The following is a 22,900-nucleotide window of genomic DNA, read 5'->3' on the forward strand; positions in this document are numbered from 1 at the left end:
ACTGAGATATGTCGACACCCGTCAACATATCTCGAGTTGCCTCCGAGGGAAAGAATGTGGCCGAAGATTGCCGGCGACTTCGGTCAGTGCTCGGCGGTGATCACCGCGTCGCGCAGCATTCCGGTCCCGGGATGGCAATTGATGTACTCGTAGAGCTGATCGGCGGCATCGAATACCGAGACCTCATGGTAGAGACGCAATTTCGACAGGCCCTCGGCCACCCGGAAGAACGTCGTGAAGATCCGTAGATGGGTCGGGTGGGATTCCGACCACCGTTCGAGTTGGTCGAGGGAGGCCCAGTGGCCGATGTTGTAGCTCAAGTCGAGGAAGTTTCCGTCGATGTCGATATTGCGTACGAATCGGTTGCTGTAGCACCCGACGGCCGGGCCGTTGTCGCGGAGGAAGTCCATGCCCGATTGAAGAGTGGGCAGGATTTCGTCCAGGTAGAGGCTGCGCTCGTCTGCTTCCGCGTCGGCCCAGTCCTGCCCGGACCTGATCAGTGCGATGTTGTCGTGTCCCCGCACTACTACGCGTCCACCTACGGCGGGGTCACCGGCGACGACCCGTAGTTCGCCCGAGGCCTGCATCCAGTCGGTTTGGGAGATCGGAAACCGCTCGCGCATCGAACCCCAGTAGCCGTGCTCGTTGATTTCGCCGCTGACACCGTCCATGACAGCTCCCACTCCGGGGAGGTCGTCTTGGAACGCGTAGAGCGTTTCGAATTGTTCGGCTCTCGGTGCCACGATCTCGCGGAAGAACCCCAATCCGTCCGACAGGCGGTCTTCGGACTCCCACCAGGAGGATACTGGAGGTGATGCGCTCCAACGATGTTGGGAAGAAACATCTTTCCAGTAACCGACCACGATCAGGTTCTCGTAGCCCTGGTTGTCGATGTGATGGGTGAGATCGTGGTGTGCCGGTCCGTCCGGCAAGTCGAAGCCGGCGACGATATCCCGCATCGCCCGCAGTGCTGCCGGGCGCTGATCCTCGCCGCGGAACTGCACGCCGAGATAGCCCATCACGACCTGGTGCAATGTGTCGTCTGCGCGCCCGACCCACATGGGAAACGGTGGCGTATAGGTATCCGGGACCCGCCTGGTCAGAGTGCGCGGGCATTGAAGGTGTTCGCCGATTGCAGATTCCATGAGTGCTCCCTGTGATGTAGGTGGTCGAATCGGGTGCCTGGCACTTGGCAACGCCGTGCCGAAAATCTACGCCCGCTCAGCCGAGCAAACTTGGCCGTCAGCGCCCGATGCTTGGCCTACCGTGCCAAGAATTGTGGATACGCTTCGGCGACAGAAAATTTTGAACACCATGTTCAATGGGTAAGTGTCCGAAGATGTTACAGATCAGCGGGTAGTACTTGTGGGGGCCGCTGCTTGCGACCGGTACCGCCGCGGGCTGATCCCGAATTCCGCCTTGAAGGCTCGACTGAAGGCGGCCAGGTCGGTGAATCCCCAGCGGTGAGAAATCTGGGTCAGCGACCGCTCTACTCCGTGTCGTTGCACGATCTCACGACGGCAACCGTCGAGTCGACGGCTGCGAATCGACCGTGACACCGTCGTGCCGTGTTCGGCGAAGGCTCGGTGCAACTGCCGAATGGAGACTTTGACCGATCCCGCGATGTCCACCGGAGACAGGGCCGGGTCTGCGATGCGGGCGTCTATGACCGACAGGGCGGATTCGTAGAGGCTGGTTCGCCGCGAGGTGATCGGTCGCGCAGTTGTGTGAAGAACGGACTTGACCAGGTTGCCGATCTCGTTGACGACTTCCTCTTCGTCTCCGCTTGCGTCGGACGTCATGCGGACGGAGGCAAGATCGTGAAGAAAGCGACCGAGCAGGCCACTCAGGCCCGCGTGTCCGTCGAAGGCGATGGCGGTCAGGCTCGTGACCTCCGCGTCGCTGAGCGACAGGTACGACCGTGGCCAGGTGAACACCTCGAGTCCCCAGATGCCGTCGTGTGCGTGTCCCTCGATCTGCCAATCGAAGGGGCGCGTGGTGTCGTACAGGACGTAGTCGCCACGTCGCAGGACGCATTCGCGGTCGTCTTGGCGCACTACCGCGCTACCGCGGCGGATCATCCCGATCTGCAGATAGTCCGCGCCGTCGCTTTTGATGAGGCTGTTGCTACGGACTATTCGTTGTTCCATCGATTGAACTGCGGATACCCGAACGTGTGCGAGTTGGGCCGAGTGGACGGCCCCGCTGAATCGATCGCCGTCTCCGATATCGGATACGTCGAGCGCGACAAAATGCTCGCGCAACAAATCTGCCCAGTCGCCCGTGAGAGTCGTGCGTGTGGGCAGGGAGAAGCCGGATCGCGCGAGCATTGCAGGGCGCCTCCTCGCAGAAAAGCCGAAGTTCTCGGGTGCTCGATGTTCAGAGAGTAATCCCGCACATCAGACATGTCGATAGAAGTCGACATGTCATCGCGTCGGGAAGAAATTGTTTGCCATACAAACAACGCCGAGTTATTGTTTGTCGTACAAACAAGTAGGAGTTCGTGATGGCCACCGAGGCAGTTCCCGCAGCGCGCGCGACGCGTGAGTCGGGCAAGCAGACGCGCATGGCGCTGTTCAACGCCGCAACCGAGCTGTTCCTCGAGCACGGCGACAGCGTCTCCATCGCGCAGATCTGCACGGCCGCCGGCGCCCATCCCAACCAGGTGACCTACTACTACGGCTCAAAAGAGAAGCTCTTCGTCGAGGTGGCGTGCGCGGCCGTTCTGCGCGCAGGCAAGCGTGCCGAGGTCGATGCCGCCGACGCCGACACCGTGGGCGACTACACCAAGAAGCTGGTCGGATCACTCCTCGGCTCGGGCGCTCCCAGTGTCGAACTGTTCGTGGAAGCGATGATGATGACGGGTCGTCGTGGTGAACTCCGCGACCTGATCTCCGAGACGCTTCGCACTCTGCATTCCTCGGGCGAAACCGCCCTCCTCCGTACCTTGATCCGCACCGGCTGGCAGCTGCGCGCGGGCATCGACGTCGAGTCCAAGGCCTTCTGGTCTGCGATCTTCGGCCTCGTCATTCAGAAGACTGCCACCGGCGAGAGCTTCGGCTACTCCCTCGAGGAGGCGGTTGCCGTCATCTTCGCCACCCTCCAGATACCCGACGCCGTACTCAACAGCTCGATGGATTGAACTCTCTTCGAGCGTGATTCTCCGACAAGGACTTCGATGAATATCGTTCGCGTATTCGACAGTAACGTCACCAAGACCCCGGACAAACCCTTCCTGATATTCGACGGTCACGATCACACGTACTCCCAGGTTCAGGACGGAAGTCGACGCGCCGCAGGCTATTTGCAGTCGCTGGGCGTGCAGCCGGGCGACCGCGTCGCGCTGATGTGTTACAACACTCCGGGATTCGTGTACGCGATGCTCGGTGCCTGGCGCTTGGGCGCCGTCGTGGTCCCCATCAACCACAAGATGCAGACTCCGGAAGTTGCCTACGTGCTGGGACACGCGAAGGTGTCGGTGTGCGTCTTCGACGGTGAGTTGGCGCCGGTTGTCGGTCGACTGGAGACAACGGCCAAGCTGATCAGCACGGACTCTGTCGCAGACGGTTTCGACTTCTTCGACGACGCCATCACCCGCCAGGACGGCGTTGACGGTATCGACATCGACGAGAACGATCCGGCCGAAATCCTCTACACCTCGGGGACTACCGGCTCGCCCAAGGGCTGCGTCCACAGCCACCGCAACGTCGTCGGTGTTGCCGTCACCGCGGCCCTCGCCGTGTCGACGACTCGGGACGAGCGACTGCTCATGGCCGTCCCGATCTGGCACGCTTCCCCGCTCAACAACTGGTTCATGTCCACGCTCTACATGGGCGGAACCGTCGTGCTGCTGCGCGAGTACCATCCCGTCAAATTTCTGGAAACAGTTCAGGAACAACGCATTACCCTCTGCTTCGGCCCGCCGGTCATCTACACCACCGCACTCAACCTCGTGCCGAACTTTGCCGACTACAACCTCGGAAGCGTTCGTGCGTGGTTGTACGGCGGGGGACCGATCGGCGCGGATGTCGCTCGGCGACTGGTGGAGTCGTACGGCACCACCGAATTCCGGCAGGTCTACGGCATGACCGAGACCGGGCCAGTGGGCACCGTGCTGTACCCCGAAGAGCAGTTGAGCAAGGCGGGCTCGATCGGCCGCGTCGCGCTGGCCGGCGTCGACCTGCGCCTGGTTGCCGATGACGGCACCGACGCGGAGCCCGATCAGATCGGTGAGATCTGGCTGCGCGCCGACACCGTCATGCAGGGGTACCTCGACGACCCCGCTGCCACGAAGGCTGCTTTTGCCGACGGCGGTTGGTATCGCACCGGCGATCTGGCGCGCAAGGATGCGGACGGTTACCTCTTCATCGTCGACCGCGCGAAGGACATGATCATCACGGGCGGCGAGAACGTCTACTCCAAGGAGGTCGAGGACGTGATCTCCGGCCACCCGGACGTCGTCGACGTCGCCGTTGTCGGAAAACCCAACGAAGAATGGGGCGAGACCGTCGTCGCGCACGTCGTCTGGCGTGAACCGGATGTCACCAGCGCCGACGACATCAAGGACTACCTCTCGGACAAGTTGGCGCGCTACAAGATTCCGCGTGAAGTGGTGTTCGCGACGATTCTTCCGCGTACACCGACCGGCAAGATCCAGAAGCACCTCATCCGCGCAGCGAGCTGAAAGGCCTGTCATGACTGATATTTCCGAGAAGACCGTCACCCACCCGGCTCCGCATCGCACCCATGCAGTGCTCAACCAGTCGGTACCGCGCACGGACGTCAACGAGTTCCTGCTCGATACGGTCCTGGCCGAAGGCGTCGCGCGTCACGACGCCGATTGGGCGACCAGTGAACTCACCGATATCGGTGAACTGGTCGGCAGTGCCGGGTTCCAGCACGACGCCGAGCTGGCCAACACGGTGATCCCCGAATTGAAGACCTTCGATCGCTGGGGAAACCGCATCGACGAGGTCGAATACCATCCGTCGTATCACCGGATCATCTCTGCCGCCGTTGCGCACGGTGCTCACACCTCTGCCTGGGCTGACCCGAAGCCGGGTGCCAACGTGGCTCGGGCCGCGGCATTCATGCTCTTCTCCCAGGTCGAACCGGGCCACGCGTGCCCGATCTCCATGACGCACGCTGTGATCCCCTCGCTCGAGCTGCAACCCGATGTAGCCGCCATCTGGACCCCGCGTGCCCTTTCTCGGAGTTACACCCCCGAGTTGGATGCTCCCGGAAAGGCATCCGCGATCTTCGGAATGTCGATGACGGAAAAGCAGGGTGGCTCCGACGTGCGAGCCAACACGACCATCGCCAAGCCGGCCGGACGTGGCGGCCCGGGTGCGGACTACCTCCTCACCGGACACAAGTGGTTCTGCTCCGCGCCGATGTCCGACGCCTTCCTGGTTCTCGCTCAGGCCGAAGGTGCTGCCGGCGAGGGACTTTCCTGCTTCCTTCTCCCCCGCATCCTGCCCGACGGCACACGCAACGTCTTCCGCATCCAGCGTCTGAAGAACAAGCTGGGCAACAAGTCCAACGCGTCGTCCGAGATCGAGCTCGACGGCACCGTCGGCACCATGATCGGCGAACCGGGACGTGGCGTGCGGACCATCATCGAAATGGTGTCCCAGACGCGACTCGACTGCATCCTCGGCAGCACGGCAGGTATGCGTCAGTCGGTCGCCGAAGCGGTGTGGCACGCACGGCACCGCAGCGCTTTCGGTGCCGTCCTGGCAGATCAGCCGGCGATGACCTCGGTGCTTGCCGATCTGGCTCTCGAATCCGAAGCCGCGACCATCACCGCACTGCGATTGGCCCGTGCGCAGGACGAGGACGCGAATGAGCAGGAAAAGGCGTTCCGCCGACTCGCGACGGCTGTTGCGAAGTACTGGATCTGCAAGCGCGGCCCGCACCACTCCTACGAAGCCCTCGAGTGCCTGGGCGGCAACGGTTACACCGAGGACTTCCCGCTTGCCCGTCGCTACCGTGAGCAGCCCGTCATGGCCGTGTGGGAGGGGTCGGGCAACGTCATCGCGCTCGACGTCCTGCGCGCGATGACCCGTGAACCCGACTCCGTTGCCGCCTTCGACCACGAGATCAACCTCGCCCGCGGCAACAACCCGGTCCTCGATCAGCACCTCGATCGGGTACGACGCCAACTCGGTGAGCTCGCCACGATGGCACCTGCCGACGCTCAACTCCGCGCTCGGACCGTCGTCGAGGCTATGGCGTTGGCACTGCAGGCTTCGCTCATGGTGCGCCACTCCCCGGCCGCCTCGTCCGATGCGTTCATTGCCGCTCGCCTCGGCGCCGACCGTGGTCACGAGTACGGAACTCTGCCTGTGGGAACAGATTTCGCCGGAGTTCTCGCGAGAGCCTAAGGCTGCTCCCTCAGTACCCTGGTGACGGTGTGTACTGCCGGCGTCGGATTGTTGGGTCGCCATGCCATCGCGATTTTCAGCGTGGGCGTGGCCCCGGCGATCGGCAGGTACACGACCCCGTCCATGGACAGATGCGCCGTCGACTCCACGACGACGGCAATCCCGACCCCCGCTCCGACCATGGCCAACAGGCTGTACGGATCGGGGGCTTCGTGCGCGACGGTGGGCGTGAAACCTGCTGTGGCGCACACGGACAACGTCGCATCGCGCACCACCGAGCCGTGCTCGGCGGGATACATCACGAATCGCTCGGTTGCCAGGTCTTCCGGTGACACCGAGTCATGCGCACCGAGGTGATGCCTGGCAGGAACCGCGACCATCAAGGTTTCCTCCCGCACAGTGTGAGTCTCGAATCCGCGCGGAATGGGCAGGCCGACTATGCCCATGTCCAGTGCTCCGCGTCGGAGAGCGTCGAGCACCTCACCCGAGTACATCTGCGGCCGTAGTTCCAGTTCGATTCCCGGATGGGAGTCGGCCAAGGACCGTGTGAGGGCCGACAGGACGGTGTAGCCGCCTGTTCCGCCGAAACCCACTGTGACACGGCCCGTCTCGCCAGTCGACGCGGCCGATGCGATTTCTCGTACCACGGCGATCTGCGCTTCGATGATCCGTGCGGGCGTGACCAAGGCTTCGCCGGCGGCGGTCAGTTGCACTGATCTGGTGGTCCGGACGAACAGGTCGGTGCCCAGTTCACGCTCGAGCGCCCGAATGGTCTGGCTGAGCGGGGACTGCCCGATGTGGAGTCGCTCGGCGGCCCGGCCGAAATGAAGTTCGTCGGAGACTGCGAGAAACGCGCGCAGTTGACGCAGTTCCACGTCGCTCCTCCCGGGTTTCATTATGTGGGTCTCCCACATAAATAAGTCGAACTAAGTCTTGGACTCTACATGGATTTCGGACGATAGTGATTCACGCCTCACATTGCATCCCTTGGTGATGCCCGACGCGAGAATCAGGGAGAACCGTGGATCAACACCCAGGTCAAGACACCAATCCGCCTGAATACAACACCAAACAGGCACGCAAGGCCGGAATCACGGCGTTTGTCGGAACGACCATCGAATGGTTCGACTTCTACATCTACGGAACCGCATCCGCCTTGGTGCTCGGCCCGCTGTTCTTCCCGGATGCGTCGCCGGCGGTGGGGACACTCGCAGCCTTCGCGACTTTTGCCGTGGGATTCGTGGCTCGTCCGGTCGGCGGAGTGGTGTTCGGTCATTTCGGAGACAAGTTCGGTCGCAAGAACGCCGTGATCATCACCCTCGCGCTCATGGGGTTGGGAACTGTCGGTGTCGGCCTCCTCCCTACGTACTCCCAGATCGGGATCTGGGCGCCGATACTGCTTGTGGCACTGCGTGTTCTCCAGGGCATCGCCATGGGCGGCGAATGGGGTGGCGCCGTATTGATCGCCACCGAGTTCGCTCCCCCGAAGAAGAAGGTGCTCTACGGCGCGTTTGCGCAGCAGGGTTCACCGGTCGGCAACCTGCTCGCGACGCTGGCCTTCCTCGGCCTGACGTTGATGTCGGATTCCGTGTTCGAGTCGTGGGGTTGGCGTCTGCCGTTCCTCGGATCCGCAGCTTTGGTGATCGTCGCTCTCTACATCCGGTTGCACATCTCCGAGACACCCGAGATGAAGAAGGCTGTTGCAGCACAGGAGCGTACACGGATGCCGCTGGTCGAAGTGTTGCGGTCGCATCCCGTCGAACTTGCCCTCGGCGTCGGCGCTGTGGTTGCCGGTGTTGCCATCACGTACGTCAAGACAACCTTTGCGCTCTCCTGGGCGACAACGGATCTCGGCTTCGAGCGTAGTGACTTCCTCCTCGTGATCACCGTGGCACTGGTAGCCCAGGCGCTCGTACAGCCTTTCGGCGCTGTGCTGGCCACGCGGATCGATCCGTCGAAAGCGGTCCGTTGGATGCTGCTTCCGGAGATCGTGCTCCTACCACTGATGTTCGTGCTGGTTCAGACGGGCTCCGTGCCCTTGGCGATTCTGGGTATGGTCCTCGCGACGGCGCCTCACGCAATGTATTACGCCGCGTTGGCCGGCATCCTGGCGCAGGTTTTCCCCACCAATGTTCGGTATACCGGCATCTCTCTGTCGTACCAATTGTCGACCGCCATTTTTGCCGGAACGGCCCCGATGGTCAGCCAGTATCTGCTGACGCGAACCAACTCGATCTGGCCGGTCGTAGCTCTAGGGCTCGTGTATGTCGTTCTCTCCCTTGTCTGTATGACTGCATTGTTGCGCAGGAGTGCGCTGCACGGGCAAGGGCTGGAGTCGACGAGCTCCTCGAACATGACCGATGCTTCCACCCTGAAAGGCGTTGACCACTGATGAACTTTGCACACACCGACCCCGCTCTGACAGCGGTAGTGGACAGATGGACCGCCGGGGCGGACCGAGAGACGTTGAACGGATTGCTCGACCGACTGGGCCGAGATGCCGCCGGCCGTTTGTCCGAGCTTGCCGACATCGCAGACAAGAACCCGCCGGTGCTGCAGCAATTCGACAAGGCCGGTGACCGCGTCGACCGGATTTCCTATCACCCGGCCTACCTGGAACTGTGCCGGGCGGCGTACAACGAGTACGGCCTGTCCGCCATGTCGCACCGAAAAGGGTTGCACGGGTGGGACTCCGTGCATCCGCCACTCGCGAAGTACCTCGCGTCGTACATCTTCGTGCAGGCAGAGTTCGGGCTGGCCTGCCCGGTGTCGATGACAGATGCTGCTGCGCGGACCCTGCGTATGTTCGGTGATCCGGCCGTGTTCTCGCCCTGGATCGACGCGTTGACGTCGACGGACCCCGAGCAGGCGAAGACGGGTGCGATGTTCATGACCGAGATTCAGGCAGGCACCGACATCGCCTGCACCGAAACACGCGCCGAGCGCGACGGTGACGGATGGGTTCTGACGGGCAAGAAGTGGTTCGCCTCCAACCCGGATGCCGATGTGATCATCACCCTCGCAAGATTCCCGGGCGGACAGGATGGTTCGACGCGTGGAGTCGGAATGTTCATGGTGCCCAAGACCTTGGGATCCGGCGAGCGCAACAACCTCACGATCGATCGTCTCAAGGACAAGCTGGGTACGCGTTCAATGCCGAGCGGCGAGGTGACGCTGAACCGCGCGCACGCACTCCAGGTCGGTGAACTCGATCGAGGGTTCCGCCAGATGGCGGAGATGGTCAACACGTCTCGCCTCTCCAATGCGATGCGTTCGAGCGCTCTCATGCGCCGAGCAGTCCGTGAAGCCGTCGAACATTCGAAGAGCCGAGTCGTGTTCGGTAAGAGGCTCTTCGACCAGCCGCTGATGCGGGCGACACTTCTTCCCCTTGCACTCGATGCCGAGGCTTCGCTGGCCCTGGTCGCGTACAGCGCACAGTGTCTTCAGGCAGCAGACGGCGGCGACGAACAGGCGCGCGCACTGATCAGAGTACTGACACCGATCGCCAAACACTTTGTCTGCAAACGCGCGCGGGTGGTCACCGGCGAGGCCATGGAGGTGCGCGGAGGAAACGGCTACATCGAGGAATGGGCCAACGCGCGACTCGTCCGGGACGCTCACCTCGGATCGATCTGGGAGGGCTCGAGCAATGTCATTGCGCTGGACGTACTTCGGTGCCTACGCAAGTTCAACTCGCACCGCACGGTCGCGGGAGCGATGACCGACATCCTGTCCACCGTCGGACCGGATTGCGAAGCCGGGTCCGGAGTTCTGTTGCGGCGCTGGGAGGAACTGGTCGATGAAGGAGATCGTCTGATCTCCGGATCTGACGATGCCGCGCAGGCTGCGAGTGCAAGGTACTCCGACGAGTTGGCTCGTACCGTCATGGCGACCCTGCTCTTCGACCTTGCGGATCACGGCATCCGAGAAGGTCGCGGGCACCGGTCACTGCTGGTGGCGAATTCCTACCTGGCCGGTCTTGTGGGGAAGGTGCCGTCGGCTGCACTCGGCAATCTCGACGTGATCACCGACGGCGGTGACGTCGAGCTGGATGATGCACGTGACGTCGTAGCCGAGTTCCTCTCCGTAGCAGGAGTTCAGCGGTGAATTCTCCAACAGGCCCCACACCCCTCGCCGGCGTCCGTGTTCTGGATCTGTCGAAGATCCTTGCCGGGCCGTACGCAACCATGTCGCTTGCCGATCTCGGTGCCGACGTCACCAAGATCGAACACCCTGAAGGCGGCGACCCCACGCGTTCGTGGGGGCCTCCCTTCGTCGGGGTAGATGCCGCCTACTACCTCGCGATCAACCGCGGCAAGAAGTCGGTCACGATCGACCTCAAGTCCACCGAAGGACAGGAGATCATCCACCGCATGCTCGAAGAGACCGATGTGGTCGTGGAGAACTTCAAGCCGGGCAGCGGATTACAGAAGATCTTCGACCACCAGGCACTGTCCGAGCGATATCCGCATCTGATCACCCTGCACATCTCTGCCTTCGGTGAGGAAGGACCGCTGCGCGACGAACCGGGGTACGACATGATCGCGCAGGCCGCGGGTGGGCTCATGTCGCTCACCGGTGAACCGGGTGGTGCTCCGATGAAATCCGGGTTTGCGTTGGGAGACTTGGGCGCAGCGCTTTTCGGACTGGTCGGTGTCCTGGCTGCATTGGTCGAGCGAGGCCGGACCGGACGCGGACAGTACGTGACCACGTCGCTGTACGAGTGCCAACTCGCGATGCACGTGAACTGGGCGACCAGTTACTTCGCCACCGGTGAGCGCCCGACTGCGTTGGGCTCCGCTCATCCGAATCTTGCTCCGTATCAAGCATTTCCTACCAGCGACGGGTACTTCGTCATCGCTGTCGGCAACGACGCGATGTGGGCGTCGCTGTGCGAGGCCATCGGAAGGAGTGAACTGGTCACCGATCCGCGTTTTGCCCACAACCGCGACAGGGTGGAGAACCGCGAGAGTCTGGAACGAGAACTTACCAGCGCCTTCACATCGGAAACCGTCGAACACTGGTGCGCTCTTCTCGCCCAACGCGCCGTACCGGTCTCACCGATCCGGCATCTCGACGAGATCTACTCCGATCCCCACACCGCCGCGCTCGGAATGGTCGGTACCGTCGACCATCCGACGCTCGGACCGTTGAAGCAAGTGGCCTTCCCGGTCAACTTCTCCGGCCAGAGGCCACGCCTGACGTCGGCGCCGCCCGTTCTCGGCGCCGACAACGACGCAGTCCTTGGTACCGCTCAGGCCAGCCCGCTCAACGCAGGCGGCGTGTTGTCGTCGCGCCAACCGATGGCCTCGGCAAGCGTCGTGAGGTCGTAGTCCGGTCCGCTGACGCCGACGGTGAAGAGCGAGACACCGTCGGCGACCAGGTCGGCTGCATTTTCGAGCCCAGGCCACGGAACCGAGTGCTCTACTTCCAGCGGGTTCCGGCCCACGTCGGCGCAGTGGTCGGAGAGGATGTCTGACTTGCGCAGGTGTGTCTCACGGTCGCCGAAGCTGTGCCAGACGTCGGCGTACTCGGCGACCAGGCGCAGGGTCTTCTTCTCGCCGCCACCGCCGATGAGGACCGGGATGTTGCGCGTCGGCGGCGGGTTGCCCTTCGCCAGGCGGCCCGTGATGCGGGGGAGGTATTCGCCCAGCAGTTTCAGCCGTGAACCGGGAGTGCCGAAGTCGTATCCGAACTGGTCGTAGTCCTTCTCGAACCAGCCGGCACCGATGCCGAGGATCAGGCGTCCGCCGCTGATGTGGTCGACGGTTCGCGCCATGTCGGCCAGCAGATCCGGATTGCGGTAGCCACCACCGGTGACCAGGGCGCCGATCTCGACGCGTTCGGTCTGCTCGGCCCAGGCGCCGAGCATGGTCCAGCACTCGAAGTGTGCGCCGTCGGGATCGCCGGTCAACGGGTAGAAGTGGTCCCAGTTGAAGACGATGTCCACCCCGGCGTCCTCGGACCGCAAGACGGCGTCGCGTATCAACCCGTAATCGGGTGCGTGCTGGGGTTGGAGTTGAACACCGATGCGTACCGGACGAGTCATGCCACGCTCCTGACGAGAGGAATGGTTGTCTTCTCCCATCATGGCCGGGTGTGCGCGGTACCGCTACCGCCGCCGTCGGTGACGGGTTTGCCCGATCTTGTGCCCACCCCTTTTCGAGCGAACGGTACTTTCGGCGCCTTAGATCGACTGAACGTGCCGTTCGCTCAGAAAGGGGGCAGTCAAAGGGGGGCAGGCAACAGGGGGCGGGTAAAAACAGGGGTGGTCTGCCCACAGCAGACAGGCGGGGCCGCGGCACTGCCGCGCCGGTAGGAATGGATTCATGACTACTGAAGCTCCCACCGATACCGGCTACCGTGACCTGTTGACAGACAGGCTCTTCCGACAGCGAACCATTCTGCTCACCGGCGAGGTCAACGACGCCATGGCCGAACGTGTGTGTTCGGAACTGGTGCTCCTCGCCACCACCGACCCCAAGCGCGACGTCGTGCTCTACATCAATTCACCTGGCGGATCGGTGTTTGCCGGCCTGGCCATCTACGACACGATGAAGCTCATCCCCAATGACGTCGTGACGGTCGCGATGGGCTTCGCGGCCAGCATGGGCCAGGTGCTCCTCTGCTCCGGCACCCACGGCAAGCGAATCAGCCTGGCGCACAGCCGCATCATGATGCACCAACCTTCGGCGGGTATCGGTGGCACTGCGGTGGACATTGCGATCCAGGCCGAGAGCCTCGAGCTGATGAAGCGTCAATCGCAGGAAATCCTCGCCGCCGAAACGGGCCGGACCGTCGAAGAGATCGAGACCGACAGCGATCGGGATCGCTGGTTCACCGCCGAGCAGGCGCGCGAGTACGGAATCGTCGACCGCGTCGTGACGTCCTTCGCCGAGATAGCACCGCAAGCCACCTTCCCCAAGATCGGATTGTGACGTCATGTCCCAGTACACGATTCCCAGTGTCATCGAGCGAACACCAACGGGTGAGCGATCTTTCGACATCTTCAGCAGGCTGCTCAACGAGCGCATCGTCTTTCTCGGCACAGAGATCGACGACGGCGTCGCCAACGTCGTGATGGCTCAGATGCTGCATCTGCAAGCCGACAACCCGGATCGCGAAATCGGTTTGTACATCAACTCTCCCGGCGGTTCCACCACGGCGATGCTCGCGATCTACGACACCATGCAGTTCTTGAAACCGACGATTTCCACGTACTGCATGGGTCAAGCGGCTTCGGCTGCTGCAGTGCTTCTGGCTGCCGGCACTCCGGGCCATCGGCATGTTCTCGCCCATTCCCGGGTGCTGCTGCACCAACCGTCGACGCAAGGTAGCGGCACCATCTCGGACCTCGCGCTTCAAGCAGCCGAGATCCTGCGAATCCGGGAGCAGACCGAGGCGATTCTGAGTAAGCACACCGGTCAGAGCGTCGAGCGATTGCGTAAGGACACCGATCGCGACAGGATCTTCACTGCCGACGACGCTATCTCCTACGGACTGGCCGACACGCTCATCGAAGGGAACTGACTAGGCCGCCATCAGGACGGGACCCGAGATCGGTGCGGGAGAGTGCCCGAAGGTGAGGGAGTTGAGCGCAACGATCCGGTTGCCCGCTCGGAACAGTAGATGCTCGAGCGGCATCCCGAGCGCTTCGCAGATTGCGCGCAGAATTTCCGACGACGGTTCCTTCTTGCCCCGTTCGATCTCGGAGAGGTATTGCTTCGACATCCCGACCTTTGCGGCTACGTCGTCGAGAGTTCGGTCCTGATCGCGTCGAACCTCCCGCAGCACTCGTCCGTAGGCTTCACGAATCAGTGGGGGTTTGCGCACGGCAACAGCCGGATCGGGGAGTTCCGACTCACCCTTGACCAGGACCAGTCTGCGCGGCGCATCCATAGGCCGAGTATTCCAGCCGACCGGTACGGACACCACCGGGTTCGCCGAGGGCTGACATCTAGTCCGTTCGAACGCCACCGGCAAGGAACATCGCTCGAAGAACGAAGGCCGCCTCGGGCCCGATGATCTCGCCGACAAGGCTCGTGTAGCGGTCGACGAACTCGGGCCCGTGGGAAGCCTCGTCGGAGGCGGGGTCGCCGAGGTGGTGCGCAAGTTCGTGCAAGACAACGAATTCGCGTAGCGCCCACCGGCCGTCACGGTCGTCCGGGACGGCGATGACGTCGTTCGAGTAGTGAGCGGCGGCATTGCCGCCGCGGGACCGTACGGACACCGGAATGGTTGCGCGAGTCCAGGTCTCCCGTACCCAATTCAGCCCGAGTAGCTGATCGCAGTACGCCTGGACCGACTCCACGGAACCGAATTTGCGCTCGACCGGCAAGGTGATGGTGGAACCCATGACCTCGACGCTCCGAAGTCCACGCTGGTCGGCGCGATCGAACATGTTGCGCACCAACGTCTCTGCCTCGTAGACGGCGCTCCGCTGCGTATCCCTCACGAGTCCAGCTGCCCGCGCACCCCGCCGATCTCCGGAAGGTTCCCTAGACGTGCGGAGCGCGCAGCCCGATCACCCGCTCGTCGAGCATGCGAGGAATGCCCGGCGCTTGCGCGGCCGCCGCCCCGCCACGTCCCACGCGCTTTGGAGTTGGACGAGTAGTAGTCCTTCAGCTCGATTTCCTTGTTACGCAGCACGAGTGCGGTTTCGGAAGACGACGTGGCAGATTCTGCGATCGCGGTCTTCTCCGTCTCCTGCTTCGTCTCGGCCAACCGAGAGCCGATGCGGGACGCGTACGCCATCTGGAAGTTCAGGCGTGCCGTCACTCCGGCCACCGGCTTGCGGACCTGCGTGCTGACGCGTCGTCGTCCACGAGTTTCGACGACGGTCCGCACGGACGTTTCGCCGCGGTACGCCCCGGAACGCACGTAGGCATCGGAGTCGCGCACCATCTGGAAGAGCAGGCTCGAATACAGGGCCTCGCACACGTCGATGTCGCCGGCGAAGCCGTAGGCGTAGATGACGGCCGACGTCTGCGCGATGTCGCATTGCACGTCGTTGGCAGCGGCGATGGCGATGAACAACTGGGCGTACGTTCGCAGTCCGCGCTTGCCCGGTTCGCCGATGGTGATCAGCCGTTGAGTGGGCGTCGCACGCTTTTCCGAAGACGCGGTGTGCGCACGCGCGACCGCCAGGTCGATCGCGGAACTGGTGGCCAACCGCTGAGCGGCAGCCATGAAGGCTTCACCTTCGTGTGGATTGTCGGTGGACTCCGCTTGGCGAAGCAGCGCACCGATGCGGGTCAGCATCTTCTCCGAACTCACCGTGAAAGACTACGCTCGCGCGCCGACACGGACGTTTATGCTGCTAGCGCACACGCTCACCCTCGACTTGGATCGTCCGGCACGTTCCTGCCGGTAGAAGGGATCAACCCCGTCATGGCTTCAGTGACTTTCGAGAGCACCACCTGCCTGTTCCCCGGATCGAACACTCCGGCAGTGGACAAGCTCGACCTCGAGATCGAGGACGGCGAGTTCCTCGTCCTCGTCGGACCCTCCGGCTGCGGAAAGTCGACCACCCTGCGCATGCTCGCCGGGCTCGAAGACGTCCACAGTGGACGCATCCTCATCGGCGACCGCGACGTCACCGGTCAGGAGCCGAAAGAGCGCGACATCGCGATGGTCTTCCAGAACTACGCGCTGTACCCGCACATGTCGGTGGCCGAGAACATGGGTTTTGCGCTCAAGCTCGCCGGAACCAACAAGACGGAGATCCGCGCCCGCGTCGAAGAGGTCGCGAAGATGCTCGATCTCGAGCCGTACCTCGATCGCAAGCCCAAGGCGCTGTCCGGTGGCCAGCGTCAGCGAGTGGCGATGGGCCGCGCCATCGTTCGCCAGCCGCAGGTCTTCCTGATGGACGAGCCGCTCTCGAACCTCGACGCAAAACTCCGTGTGCAGACACGTACGCAGATCGCTCAGCTGCAACGACGCCTCGCGACGACGATGGTTTACGTGACCCACGACCAGGTCGAGGCCATGACGATGGGTGACCGCGTCGCCGTCCTCGAAAAGGGAATCCTGCAGCAGTGCGCCTCGCCGCGCGAGCTGTACAACAAGCCGAAGAACGTTTTCGTCGCCGGCTTCATGGGTTCACCCGCGATGAACCTCTTCACCCTCCCCGTCGTCGACGGCGGCGTCGCATTCGGTGACGGGATCGTTCCGGTTCCGCGCGAGACGATGAACGGCGTCGTCGAAACCGAGGTTGTTCTGGGTATTCGCCCCGAGCACCTCGAGATCGCAGCCGAAGGCCTGCCGATGGAGGTCGACGTCGTCGAGGAACTGGGCTCGGACGCCTACGTCTACGGCCGGACCACGATCGGCGGACGGTTGCAGCAGATCGTCTCGCGTGGTGACTGGCGCAATCCGCCGCAGAAGGGCGAGCGCGTCAACCTGCGCGTCGACCCCGAGAAGGTGCACATTTTTGCCACCACCGACGGGCGTCGCCTGGGTTAGGTGGACCTGTCAAACGACACATGACCGATTCAGGTTCGGCGTAATACCCACAAGTAGGGGTGTCTCGTGCCACAGTAGGGGCCGATGCCGGGAGTCGGCACTCATGGCGCATGCCGTGAGCAGGCTCTCGGTGACCGTCTATTTGTCATACACATACGGGGAGCGAATCCATGGTTCTGAACTCGAAGGCGATGCGCCGCGCTGCAATTGCAGCCACGGCAGCGTCCATGCTGGTACTGGCAGGCTGTTCGTCCGATTCGGACAAGGACAGCGGAACCAGCACCACGGCCGCATCCGGGGGATCGTCCTCGAGCGAAGGCCGCGGACCCATCACGATCGTCGAGGGGCAGGATGCCCTGAACGAGGCGCTCGAAAACATCATCTCCGACTGGAATGCCGAGCATCCGGACGAGAAGGTCACGCTCAAGCCGCTGGCGAAGGAAGCCAACGCGCAGGTCGACGACATCACCCAGCGCATGCAGGCCAAGAGCGACGAGTACGACCTCATCGGCGTCGACGTCGTCAACACCGCCCAGTTCGCCGCAAACGGTTGGCTGCTGCCGCTCGAGGGTGACCTCGCGATCGACGAGTCCGGCCTCCTGCCGTCGACCGTCGCTTCGGGCACCTACAACGGCAAGCTCTACGCAGCGCCGAAGAACACCAACGCAGCGTTCCTGTACTACCGCAAGGACCTCGTCGAGAAGGCCCCCACCACGTGGGCCGAGCTCAAGGAAAACTGCCCGAAGGCTGTCGAAGCCGGCATCTCCTGCTACATCGGTCAGTTCAAGAACTACGAGGGCCTGACGGTCAACACCACCGAGATCACCAACGCCTTCGACGGCCCGTGGGTCGGCCCGGACGGACTCACCCCGGCCATCGACGACAAGACGAAGGCAGGCGTTCAGTCGATCGTCGACAACTTCGCCGACAACACGATCCCGCAGGAAGCGCTGACCTACTCCGAGGGCGAGTCGCAGACCGCGTTCGGCGACGGCAAGGCACTCTTCATGCGTACGTGGTCCGGCTTCTCGGTCGACGGTGAGAAGACCTCGGTTGCCGGCAAGTACGGCTACACCGTTCTTCCGGGTGTCGACGGACCGGGCGCTTCGACCGTCGGCGGCTACAACGTCGGCATCAGCGCGTACTCGGACGCACCCGCCACGGCTCGTGACTTCCTCGAGTTCATGCAGACCAAGAAGTCGCAGACGTACTTCACCGAGGTCGGCGGCGCACCCGTCCTCTCGGCTGTCTACGACGATCCGGCAGTGCTCGCTCAGTTCCCGTACTTCGCGACCCTGAAGGAAGCACTCGCCACCGCTCAGCCGCGCCCCGTCACGCCGTACTACACGCAGGTGTCGAAGTCGATCTCCGACAACACCTACGCTGCTATTCGCGGCGAGAAGACCGTCGAGCAGGCTTTGGCGGACACCAAGGCCGGCATCGAAACCGCCGGTAACTGATCTACCAGGAGCAATAAGCAATGGCAGAACCGCAGGATCCTTCCGCGGCTGTGCCTACCAACCCCACGGTCGGGGCCGGTTCAACCGGTCCCGACCGTTCGGGCGTTGGTGGGAGACACCGTGCACCGGAACCGCTAGAAGAGCCGTCGGCATCCGAGGCAGCAGGGACATCCCTGACCAAGGTTCTGCCTGACCTTGCAGCTACTCCACCCCCGCCGACCTCGCCCCCGCCTGCGTCGGCGGACAAGCCGAAGAAGCGTCGACGAGTTCCGGTGTGGGCGTTCGTCGCACCGTCGCTGATCGTTCTCGCCGTCATCATTCTGTATCCGCTCGGACGAGCGATCTGGATGTCGATGCACAGCGACGGCAAGAAGCTCGATCCCGAGACCGGCATGTTCGTCACCGGTCAGTTCACGTGGTTCGACAACTACAAGAACTGGATCACCCAGTCCTGCAACACCGCCAACGGCTCGATTCCCTGCCCGCCCGGCACACTCGGATCGCAGTTCTGGCAGTCGATCGGAAATACGTTCGGCTTCACCGTCGTCACCGTCCTGCTCGAGACGGTGATCGGTCTGTCGATGGCGTTGATCATGGCCAAGACGTTCCGCGGACGCGGTTTGCTCCGCGCTTCCGTGCTGATTCCCTGGGCCATCCCCACCGCCGTCACCGCGAAGCTCTGGTTCTTCATCTTCGCCAACGACGGCATTGCCAACAAGATCCTCGGCACCAACATCCTGTGGACGGCGGACCCCTGGCCGGCGCGATTCGCGATCGTCGTCGCCGACGTCTGGAAGACCGCGCCGTTCATGGCGTTGCTGATCCTTGCGGGTCTTCAGATGATTCCCGCCGACGTCTACGAGGCCGCCAAGGTCGACGGTGCGACGGCGTGGCAGCGGTTCCGCATGATCACGCTTCCGCTGGTCAAGCCCGCACTCATGGTGGCGGTGCTCTTCCGCACGATGGACGCTCTGCGGATGTACGACCTGCCCGCGATCATGATGGGATCCAACCCGGCCACCTCGACCATCTCGGTTCTGGTGGTCGATCAGATGCGCGTCGGCGCCAATTCGGCGTCGGCACTGTCCACCATCACGTTCCTCATCATCTTCGCTGTGGCCTTCATCCTGGTCCGATTCCTCGGAGCCAATGCGGTCAGCACGCAGGAAAAGCAGCGGAAGGGGGAGCCGGTATGAACAAGGCACTACGCGGCAAGATCGGCACCTACATCGGCGTCGTACTGATCATCGTGTGGGGACTCGCTCCCTGCTACTGGATGATCGTGACGGCGCTGCGCGACCCGGCGGACACGTTCTCGACGTCGCTGTGGCCCACCAATCTCACGCTGTCCAACTTCACCGCGGCGCTCGATCCCGACGCCAAGGTGAACTTCACCCGTGCACTGATGAACAGCCTCATCATCGCGGGCGCGACCACGCTGATCGCCTTGGTCATCGGTGTGTTCACGGCGTACGCGCTCTCGCGTTTCGATTTCCGTGGCAAATACTTCGTCACCGGAATCATCCTCGGCGCGTCCATGTTTCCGGTTGTCGCCCTCGTGACTCCGTTGTTCCAGTTGTTCACCGACATCGGCTGGATCGGCAGCTACAAAGCGCTGATCATCCCGAACATCTCGTTCGTGCTGCCGCTGACGGTCTACACGCTGACGTCGTTCTTCTCCGAGCTTCCGTGGGAGCTCGAGGAGGCGGCGCGTATTGACGGCGCCACCCGTGGCCAGGCCTTCCGTCTGATCATGCTTCCGCTCGCCGCGCCGGCACTGTTCACCACCGCGATCCTCGCCTTCATCGCAACGGTCAACGAGTACCTGCTCTCGCTCCAACTCTCGAGTGACAAGACCGCACCCGTCACCGTGGCGATGGCCAAGTTCTCCGGAACGGACCCATTCGTCACGCCGTACACCTCGATCATGGCCGGCGGAACCCTCGTGATGGTCCCGCTGGTCATCATGGTTCTCATCTTCCAGCGACGCATCATCGCCGGTCTGACCGCAGGCGGCGTCAAGTCGTGATGCGGGCTTCGGGCGCACGGTTTCGATGAGGCGGGCTTCGCGCGCCCAGCGCATGGAGCTGATTGCCGGCTTCATCTCGGTCTTCGCCCTCATGGCGTTGATCGGCGCTGTGGTCGCGATCGTCAAGGGCGACCCCGGCGTGATGCCGTCTTTGGTGCTGCTCGGTTGCGTCGTCGCTCTCGGGCTCGCGTTCCGCGGATATCGGAACGCGGTCCGAGCAGAACGTCGCGAGTAGCCAGCCCGGTAGGGTGACATTTCGGTATCGCAGTTGCCGGGAGTTATCTGATCGAGATATCACCCTGGTGGAATGGTGCCGGTAAGTCCGGATCCACGACCGGGAGTGTTGAGTGAGTCCATCGAACAGATCGAGTGCGACGGGTGGCGATCAGTCGTCGGCTCGATCGGGCAAGTCGGCTAATTCGCCCCGGTCGAACAAGTCGGCCAAGCCCGCGAAAAAGCAGCGCTCGAAGTGGCGGTTCGTCCGGCGGACCATCTACGTGCTCGTGCTCCTGATGGTCATCGTGCCCGCGTCGGTTTTTGCTGTCGCGTACAGCCGGACCGACGTCCCGCGCCCCTCTGACATGCAGACCAATCAGGTGTCCACCATCTACATGGCCGACGGCACGACCGTGCTCGGCAAGGTAGTGCCGGCGGAGGGAAACCGCACCGAGGTCGCGTTGTCGGCCATCCCGATTCACGTCCGCGATTCGGTGCTCTCGGCGGAGGATCGTAACTTCTACACCAACCCCGGATTCTCGATCTCCGGATTTGCTCGCGCTGCCCGCGACAACGTGATGGGCAAGGAAAGCGCCGGCGGTGGTTCGACGATCACTCAGCAATACGTGAAGAACGTCTTGGTCGGTGACAAGCGCAGTATCGACAGGAAGCTGCGTGAGCTCGTCATCTCCGCCAAGATGGCGCGCGAATGGTCCAAGGACGACATTCTTGCCGCGTATCTCAACACCATCTACTTCGGTCGCGGTGCGTACGGCATCGCCGCCGCGTCGAACGCGTACTTCGACAAGCCGGTCAGTGAGCTGAGTGTCGAGGAAGGCGCAGTTCTCGCGTCCGTCATCCAGAGCCCGTCGTTCCTGGACCCCGAGACCAATCTGTCCGCGCTGCAAGCGCGCTGGGACTACGTTCTCAACGGCATGGTGGAACTGGGCAGCCTGACCAAGACGGATCGCGACGCGATGCAGTTCCCGGTCGTCGCCCCCGCCAATCGGCCGACCGATCTGAACCAGGCGCCAGGACCCGAAGGCCACATCAAGACCCAGGTACTCAAGGAACTGGCCGAGGCCGGTATCAGCGATCAGACGCTGAACACCGCTGGTCTGCAGATCACGACGACCATCGACCCGGTTGCGCAGGAAGCTGCGCTGAACGCCGTCAGGCGGAATCTCGAGGGCGAGCCGGAAGACCTGCGGACCGCAGTAGTGTCCATCGACCCCAAGACCGGTGGCGTCGACGCCTATTACGGCGGTGACGACGGAGCCGGCTTCGACTACGCCCAGGCGCCGCTGCAGACCGGTTCCGCGTTCAAGGTCTTCGGTCTGGTCGCAGCATTGATGGAAGACATTCCGCTGTCCGCACGGTTCGACAGTTCACCGCTCACGATCAACGGCGTGACCATCGGAAACGTCGGCGGCGAATCCTGTGGTCGATGCACCATCGCCGAGGCACTCAAGCGTTCGCTGAACACCAGCTTCTACCGGTTGATGCTCTCGATGGAGAACGGTCCCCAGAAGATCGCCGACGCCGCCCACCTGGCCGGCATCCCCGAGCACATTCCCGGACTCGACTACCCGACGCTCACACAGGAGGGTGGTTCGCCGGAGAACGGAATCGTGCTCGGCCAGTATCAGTCTCGCGTTATCGACATGGCGTCCGCTTACGCGACGCTCGCCAATTCCGGTGTGTACCAGCAGCCGCACTTCATCCAGAAGGTCGTGACGGCCGAAGGTGAAGTCCTGCTCGATCGCCCGGTTTCTCCCGGTGAGCGTCGTCTCGATGCTGCCGTTGCCGACAACGTCACGCAGGCGATGCTGCCGATCGCGTCGTACTCGAACGGTCACGCGCTTGCCGGTGGACGCCCGTCTGCAGCCAAGACCGGTACCGCGCAGTTGGGTGACACGGGCCAGAACAAGGATGCGTGGATGGTCGGTTACACGCCGTCGCTGTCCACCGCGGTGTGGATCGGAACTTCCGACGCTCAGGCCATCACCAACTCCTACGGTGGTTTGATCTACGGCTCCGGAGTGCCTGCGGACATCTGGAAGAGCACGATGGACGGCGCGCTGAAGGGATCCGACTGGGAGAGCTTTCCGTGGCCGGACCCCATCGGCGGGCAGGCCGGCGTTCCCGCGAACTCCGGCGTGACCTCGGGGGACGGGACGGGCACGCCCACGACGGGCGCGGTCGCTCCCCCGGCGCCCATCGAGGTGCCCGGCCTACCGCCGATCGAAGTACCGCCGCTCCCCCAGTTGCCGCGTCAGATCGAGATCCTGCCGGGCATCGTCATCCCACTACCGGGCTGACAAGCAGCGCCCGATTTCCGGTTC

General features: G+C 63.1%; 21 protein-coding genes. 14 read left to right on the plus strand and 7 right to left on the minus strand.

The features are described 5' to 3' along the window. Positions 1 to 83 precede the first annotated feature (83 nt). The gene (locus tag G4D79_RS05695) at positions 84 to 1,145 is read right to left on the minus strand and encodes a phenylacetaldoxime dehydratase family protein (protein ID WP_064075482.1); all 1,062 of its coding nucleotides are present in this window, start codon (positions 1,143 to 1,145) and stop codon (positions 84 to 86) included. Positions 1,146 to 1,349: 204 nt separating this feature from the next. Next, positions 1,350 to 2,330, minus strand: a complete 981-nt coding sequence (locus tag G4D79_RS05700) for a helix-turn-helix domain-containing protein (RefSeq protein WP_047270147.1) — start codon at positions 2,328 to 2,330, stop codon at positions 1,350 to 1,352. A gap of 176 nt (positions 2,331 to 2,506) precedes the next feature. Here G4D79_RS05700 and G4D79_RS05705 point away from each other — a divergent pair, with 176 nt between their 5' ends. The 3 genes from G4D79_RS05705 to G4D79_RS05715 are packed head-to-tail and all read left to right on the plus strand — an operon-like array spanning position 2,507 to position 6,386. Beyond that, a complete protein-coding gene (locus tag G4D79_RS05705) occupies positions 2,507 to 3,142 on the plus strand; it encodes a TetR/AcrR family transcriptional regulator C-terminal domain-containing protein (protein WP_054828109.1) in 636 nt (211 codons plus the stop codon). Positions 3,143 to 3,178: 36 nt separating this feature from the next. Continuing rightward, positions 3,179 to 4,684 carry a class I adenylate-forming enzyme family protein gene (locus G4D79_RS05710; RefSeq protein ID WP_099696920.1) on the plus strand — a complete coding sequence of 502 codons (1,506 nt, stop codon included), beginning with the start codon at positions 3,179 to 3,181 and terminating at the stop codon, positions 4,682 to 4,684. A 10-nt stretch (positions 4,685 to 4,694) separates the two neighbouring features. Beyond that, positions 4,695 to 6,386, plus strand: a complete 1,692-nt coding sequence (locus G4D79_RS05715) for an acyl-CoA dehydrogenase family protein (RefSeq protein WP_050655941.1) — start codon at positions 4,695 to 4,697, stop codon at positions 6,384 to 6,386. Here the strand turns inward: G4D79_RS05715 and G4D79_RS05720 are convergent. Continuing rightward, positions 6,383 to 7,261 (minus strand): LysR family transcriptional regulator, encoded by an 879-nt coding sequence (locus G4D79_RS05720; protein WP_099696950.1) that lies wholly within the window; start codon positions 7,259 to 7,261, stop codon positions 6,383 to 6,385. The genes G4D79_RS05715 and G4D79_RS05720 overlap by 4 nt on opposite strands. Positions 7,262 to 7,407: 146 nt before the next feature. Between G4D79_RS05720 and G4D79_RS05725 the strand changes: the two genes are divergently transcribed. The 3 genes from G4D79_RS05725 to G4D79_RS05735 are packed head-to-tail and all read left to right on the plus strand — an operon-like array spanning position 7,408 to position 11,719. Continuing rightward, a complete protein-coding gene (locus tag G4D79_RS05725; protein ID WP_064075479.1) occupies positions 7,408 to 8,778 on the plus strand; it encodes an MFS transporter in 1,371 nt (456 codons plus the stop codon). Then, positions 8,778 to 10,493, plus strand: coding sequence for an acyl-CoA dehydrogenase family protein (locus tag G4D79_RS05730; protein WP_099696921.1), 1,716 nt, complete (start codon positions 8,778 to 8,780; stop codon positions 10,491 to 10,493). The genes G4D79_RS05725 and G4D79_RS05730 overlap by 1 nt, the downstream gene beginning before the upstream one ends. Continuing rightward, on the plus strand, positions 10,490 to 11,719 hold the full coding sequence (locus tag G4D79_RS05735; protein ID WP_099696922.1) for a CaiB/BaiF CoA-transferase family protein: 1,230 nt from the start codon (positions 10,490 to 10,492) through the stop codon (positions 11,717 to 11,719). The genes G4D79_RS05730 and G4D79_RS05735 overlap by 4 nt, the downstream gene beginning before the upstream one ends. On the opposite strand, the gene G4D79_RS05740 is transcribed toward G4D79_RS05735, so the two are convergent. Beyond that, on the minus strand, positions 11,641 to 12,435 hold the full coding sequence (locus G4D79_RS05740; RefSeq protein ID WP_030537640.1) for an LLM class F420-dependent oxidoreductase: 795 nt from the start codon (positions 12,433 to 12,435) through the stop codon (positions 11,641 to 11,643). The two genes, G4D79_RS05735 and G4D79_RS05740, sit on opposite strands and share 79 nt — an antisense overlap. Positions 12,436 to 12,715: 280 nt before the next feature. On the opposite strand from G4D79_RS05740, the gene G4D79_RS05745 reads away from it, so the two are divergent. Together G4D79_RS05745 and G4D79_RS05750 are read left to right on the plus strand one after the other, a co-directional pair. Then, a complete protein-coding gene (locus G4D79_RS05745; protein ID WP_007735229.1) occupies positions 12,716 to 13,324 on the plus strand; it encodes a ClpP family protease in 609 nt (202 codons plus the stop codon). A 4-nt stretch (positions 13,325 to 13,328) separates the two neighbouring features. Continuing rightward, complete coding sequence (locus G4D79_RS05750; RefSeq protein ID WP_003945993.1) at positions 13,329 to 13,916, plus strand: ATP-dependent Clp protease proteolytic subunit; 588 nt, start codon at positions 13,329 to 13,331, stop codon at positions 13,914 to 13,916. Here the strand turns inward: G4D79_RS05750 and G4D79_RS05755 are convergent, their stop codons facing one another. From G4D79_RS05755 to G4D79_RS05765, 3 genes are read right to left on the minus strand one after another with little or no spacing between them, the layout of a single operon-like run. After that, on the minus strand, positions 13,917 to 14,285 hold the full coding sequence (locus G4D79_RS05755; protein WP_003946041.1) for a helix-turn-helix domain-containing protein: 369 nt from the start codon (positions 14,283 to 14,285) through the stop codon (positions 13,917 to 13,919). Positions 14,286 to 14,343: 58 nt separating this feature from the next. Beyond that, entirely contained in the window at positions 14,344 to 14,841 is a 498-nt protein-coding gene (locus G4D79_RS05760) for a TIGR04338 family metallohydrolase (protein WP_099696923.1), read from the minus strand. Continuing rightward, positions 14,838 to 15,662, minus strand: a complete 825-nt coding sequence (locus tag G4D79_RS05765) for a DUF2786 domain-containing protein (RefSeq protein ID WP_065351655.1) — start codon at positions 15,660 to 15,662, stop codon at positions 14,838 to 14,840. Before G4D79_RS05765 ends, G4D79_RS05760 begins: the two co-directional genes overlap by 4 nt. 114 nt (positions 15,663 to 15,776) lie before the next feature. Here G4D79_RS05765 and G4D79_RS05770 point away from each other — a divergent pair, with 114 nt between their 5' ends. The 6 genes from G4D79_RS05770 (at position 15,777) to G4D79_RS05795 (ending at position 22,876) form a co-directional block, all read left to right on the plus strand. Next, on the plus strand, positions 15,777 to 16,850 hold the full coding sequence (locus tag G4D79_RS05770) for an ABC transporter ATP-binding protein (protein ID WP_003946073.1): 1,074 nt from the start codon (positions 15,777 to 15,779) through the stop codon (positions 16,848 to 16,850). Between the two features lie 170 nt (positions 16,851 to 17,020). Then, a complete protein-coding gene (locus G4D79_RS05775; RefSeq protein ID WP_007735225.1) occupies positions 17,021 to 18,310 on the plus strand; it encodes an ABC transporter substrate-binding protein in 1,290 nt (429 codons plus the stop codon). Positions 18,311 to 18,330: 20 nt separating this feature from the next. Beyond that, entirely contained in the window at positions 18,331 to 19,506 is a 1,176-nt protein-coding gene (locus tag G4D79_RS05780) for a carbohydrate ABC transporter permease (protein ID WP_007735224.1), read from the plus strand. After that, a complete protein-coding gene (locus tag G4D79_RS05785; protein ID WP_003946046.1) occupies positions 19,503 to 20,339 on the plus strand; it encodes a carbohydrate ABC transporter permease in 837 nt (278 codons plus the stop codon). The genes G4D79_RS05780 and G4D79_RS05785 overlap by 4 nt, the downstream gene beginning before the upstream one ends. Positions 20,340 to 20,364: 25 nt before the next feature. After that, positions 20,365 to 20,574, plus strand: coding sequence for a hypothetical protein (locus tag G4D79_RS05790; protein ID WP_019746112.1), 210 nt, complete (start codon positions 20,365 to 20,367; stop codon positions 20,572 to 20,574). Positions 20,575 to 20,686: 112 nt separating this feature from the next. Then, positions 20,687 to 22,876 (plus strand): transglycosylase domain-containing protein, encoded by a 2,190-nt coding sequence (locus G4D79_RS05795; RefSeq protein ID WP_099696924.1) that lies wholly within the window; start codon positions 20,687 to 20,689, stop codon positions 22,874 to 22,876. Positions 22,877 to 22,900: the final 24 nt, after the last annotated feature.

Origin of the sequence: Rhodococcus sp. WY5 (assembly GCF_018588185.1) — a bacterium.
GTDB classification, from domain to species: domain Bacteria; phylum Actinomycetota; class Actinomycetes; order Mycobacteriales; family Mycobacteriaceae; genus Rhodococcus_F; species Rhodococcus_F qingshengii.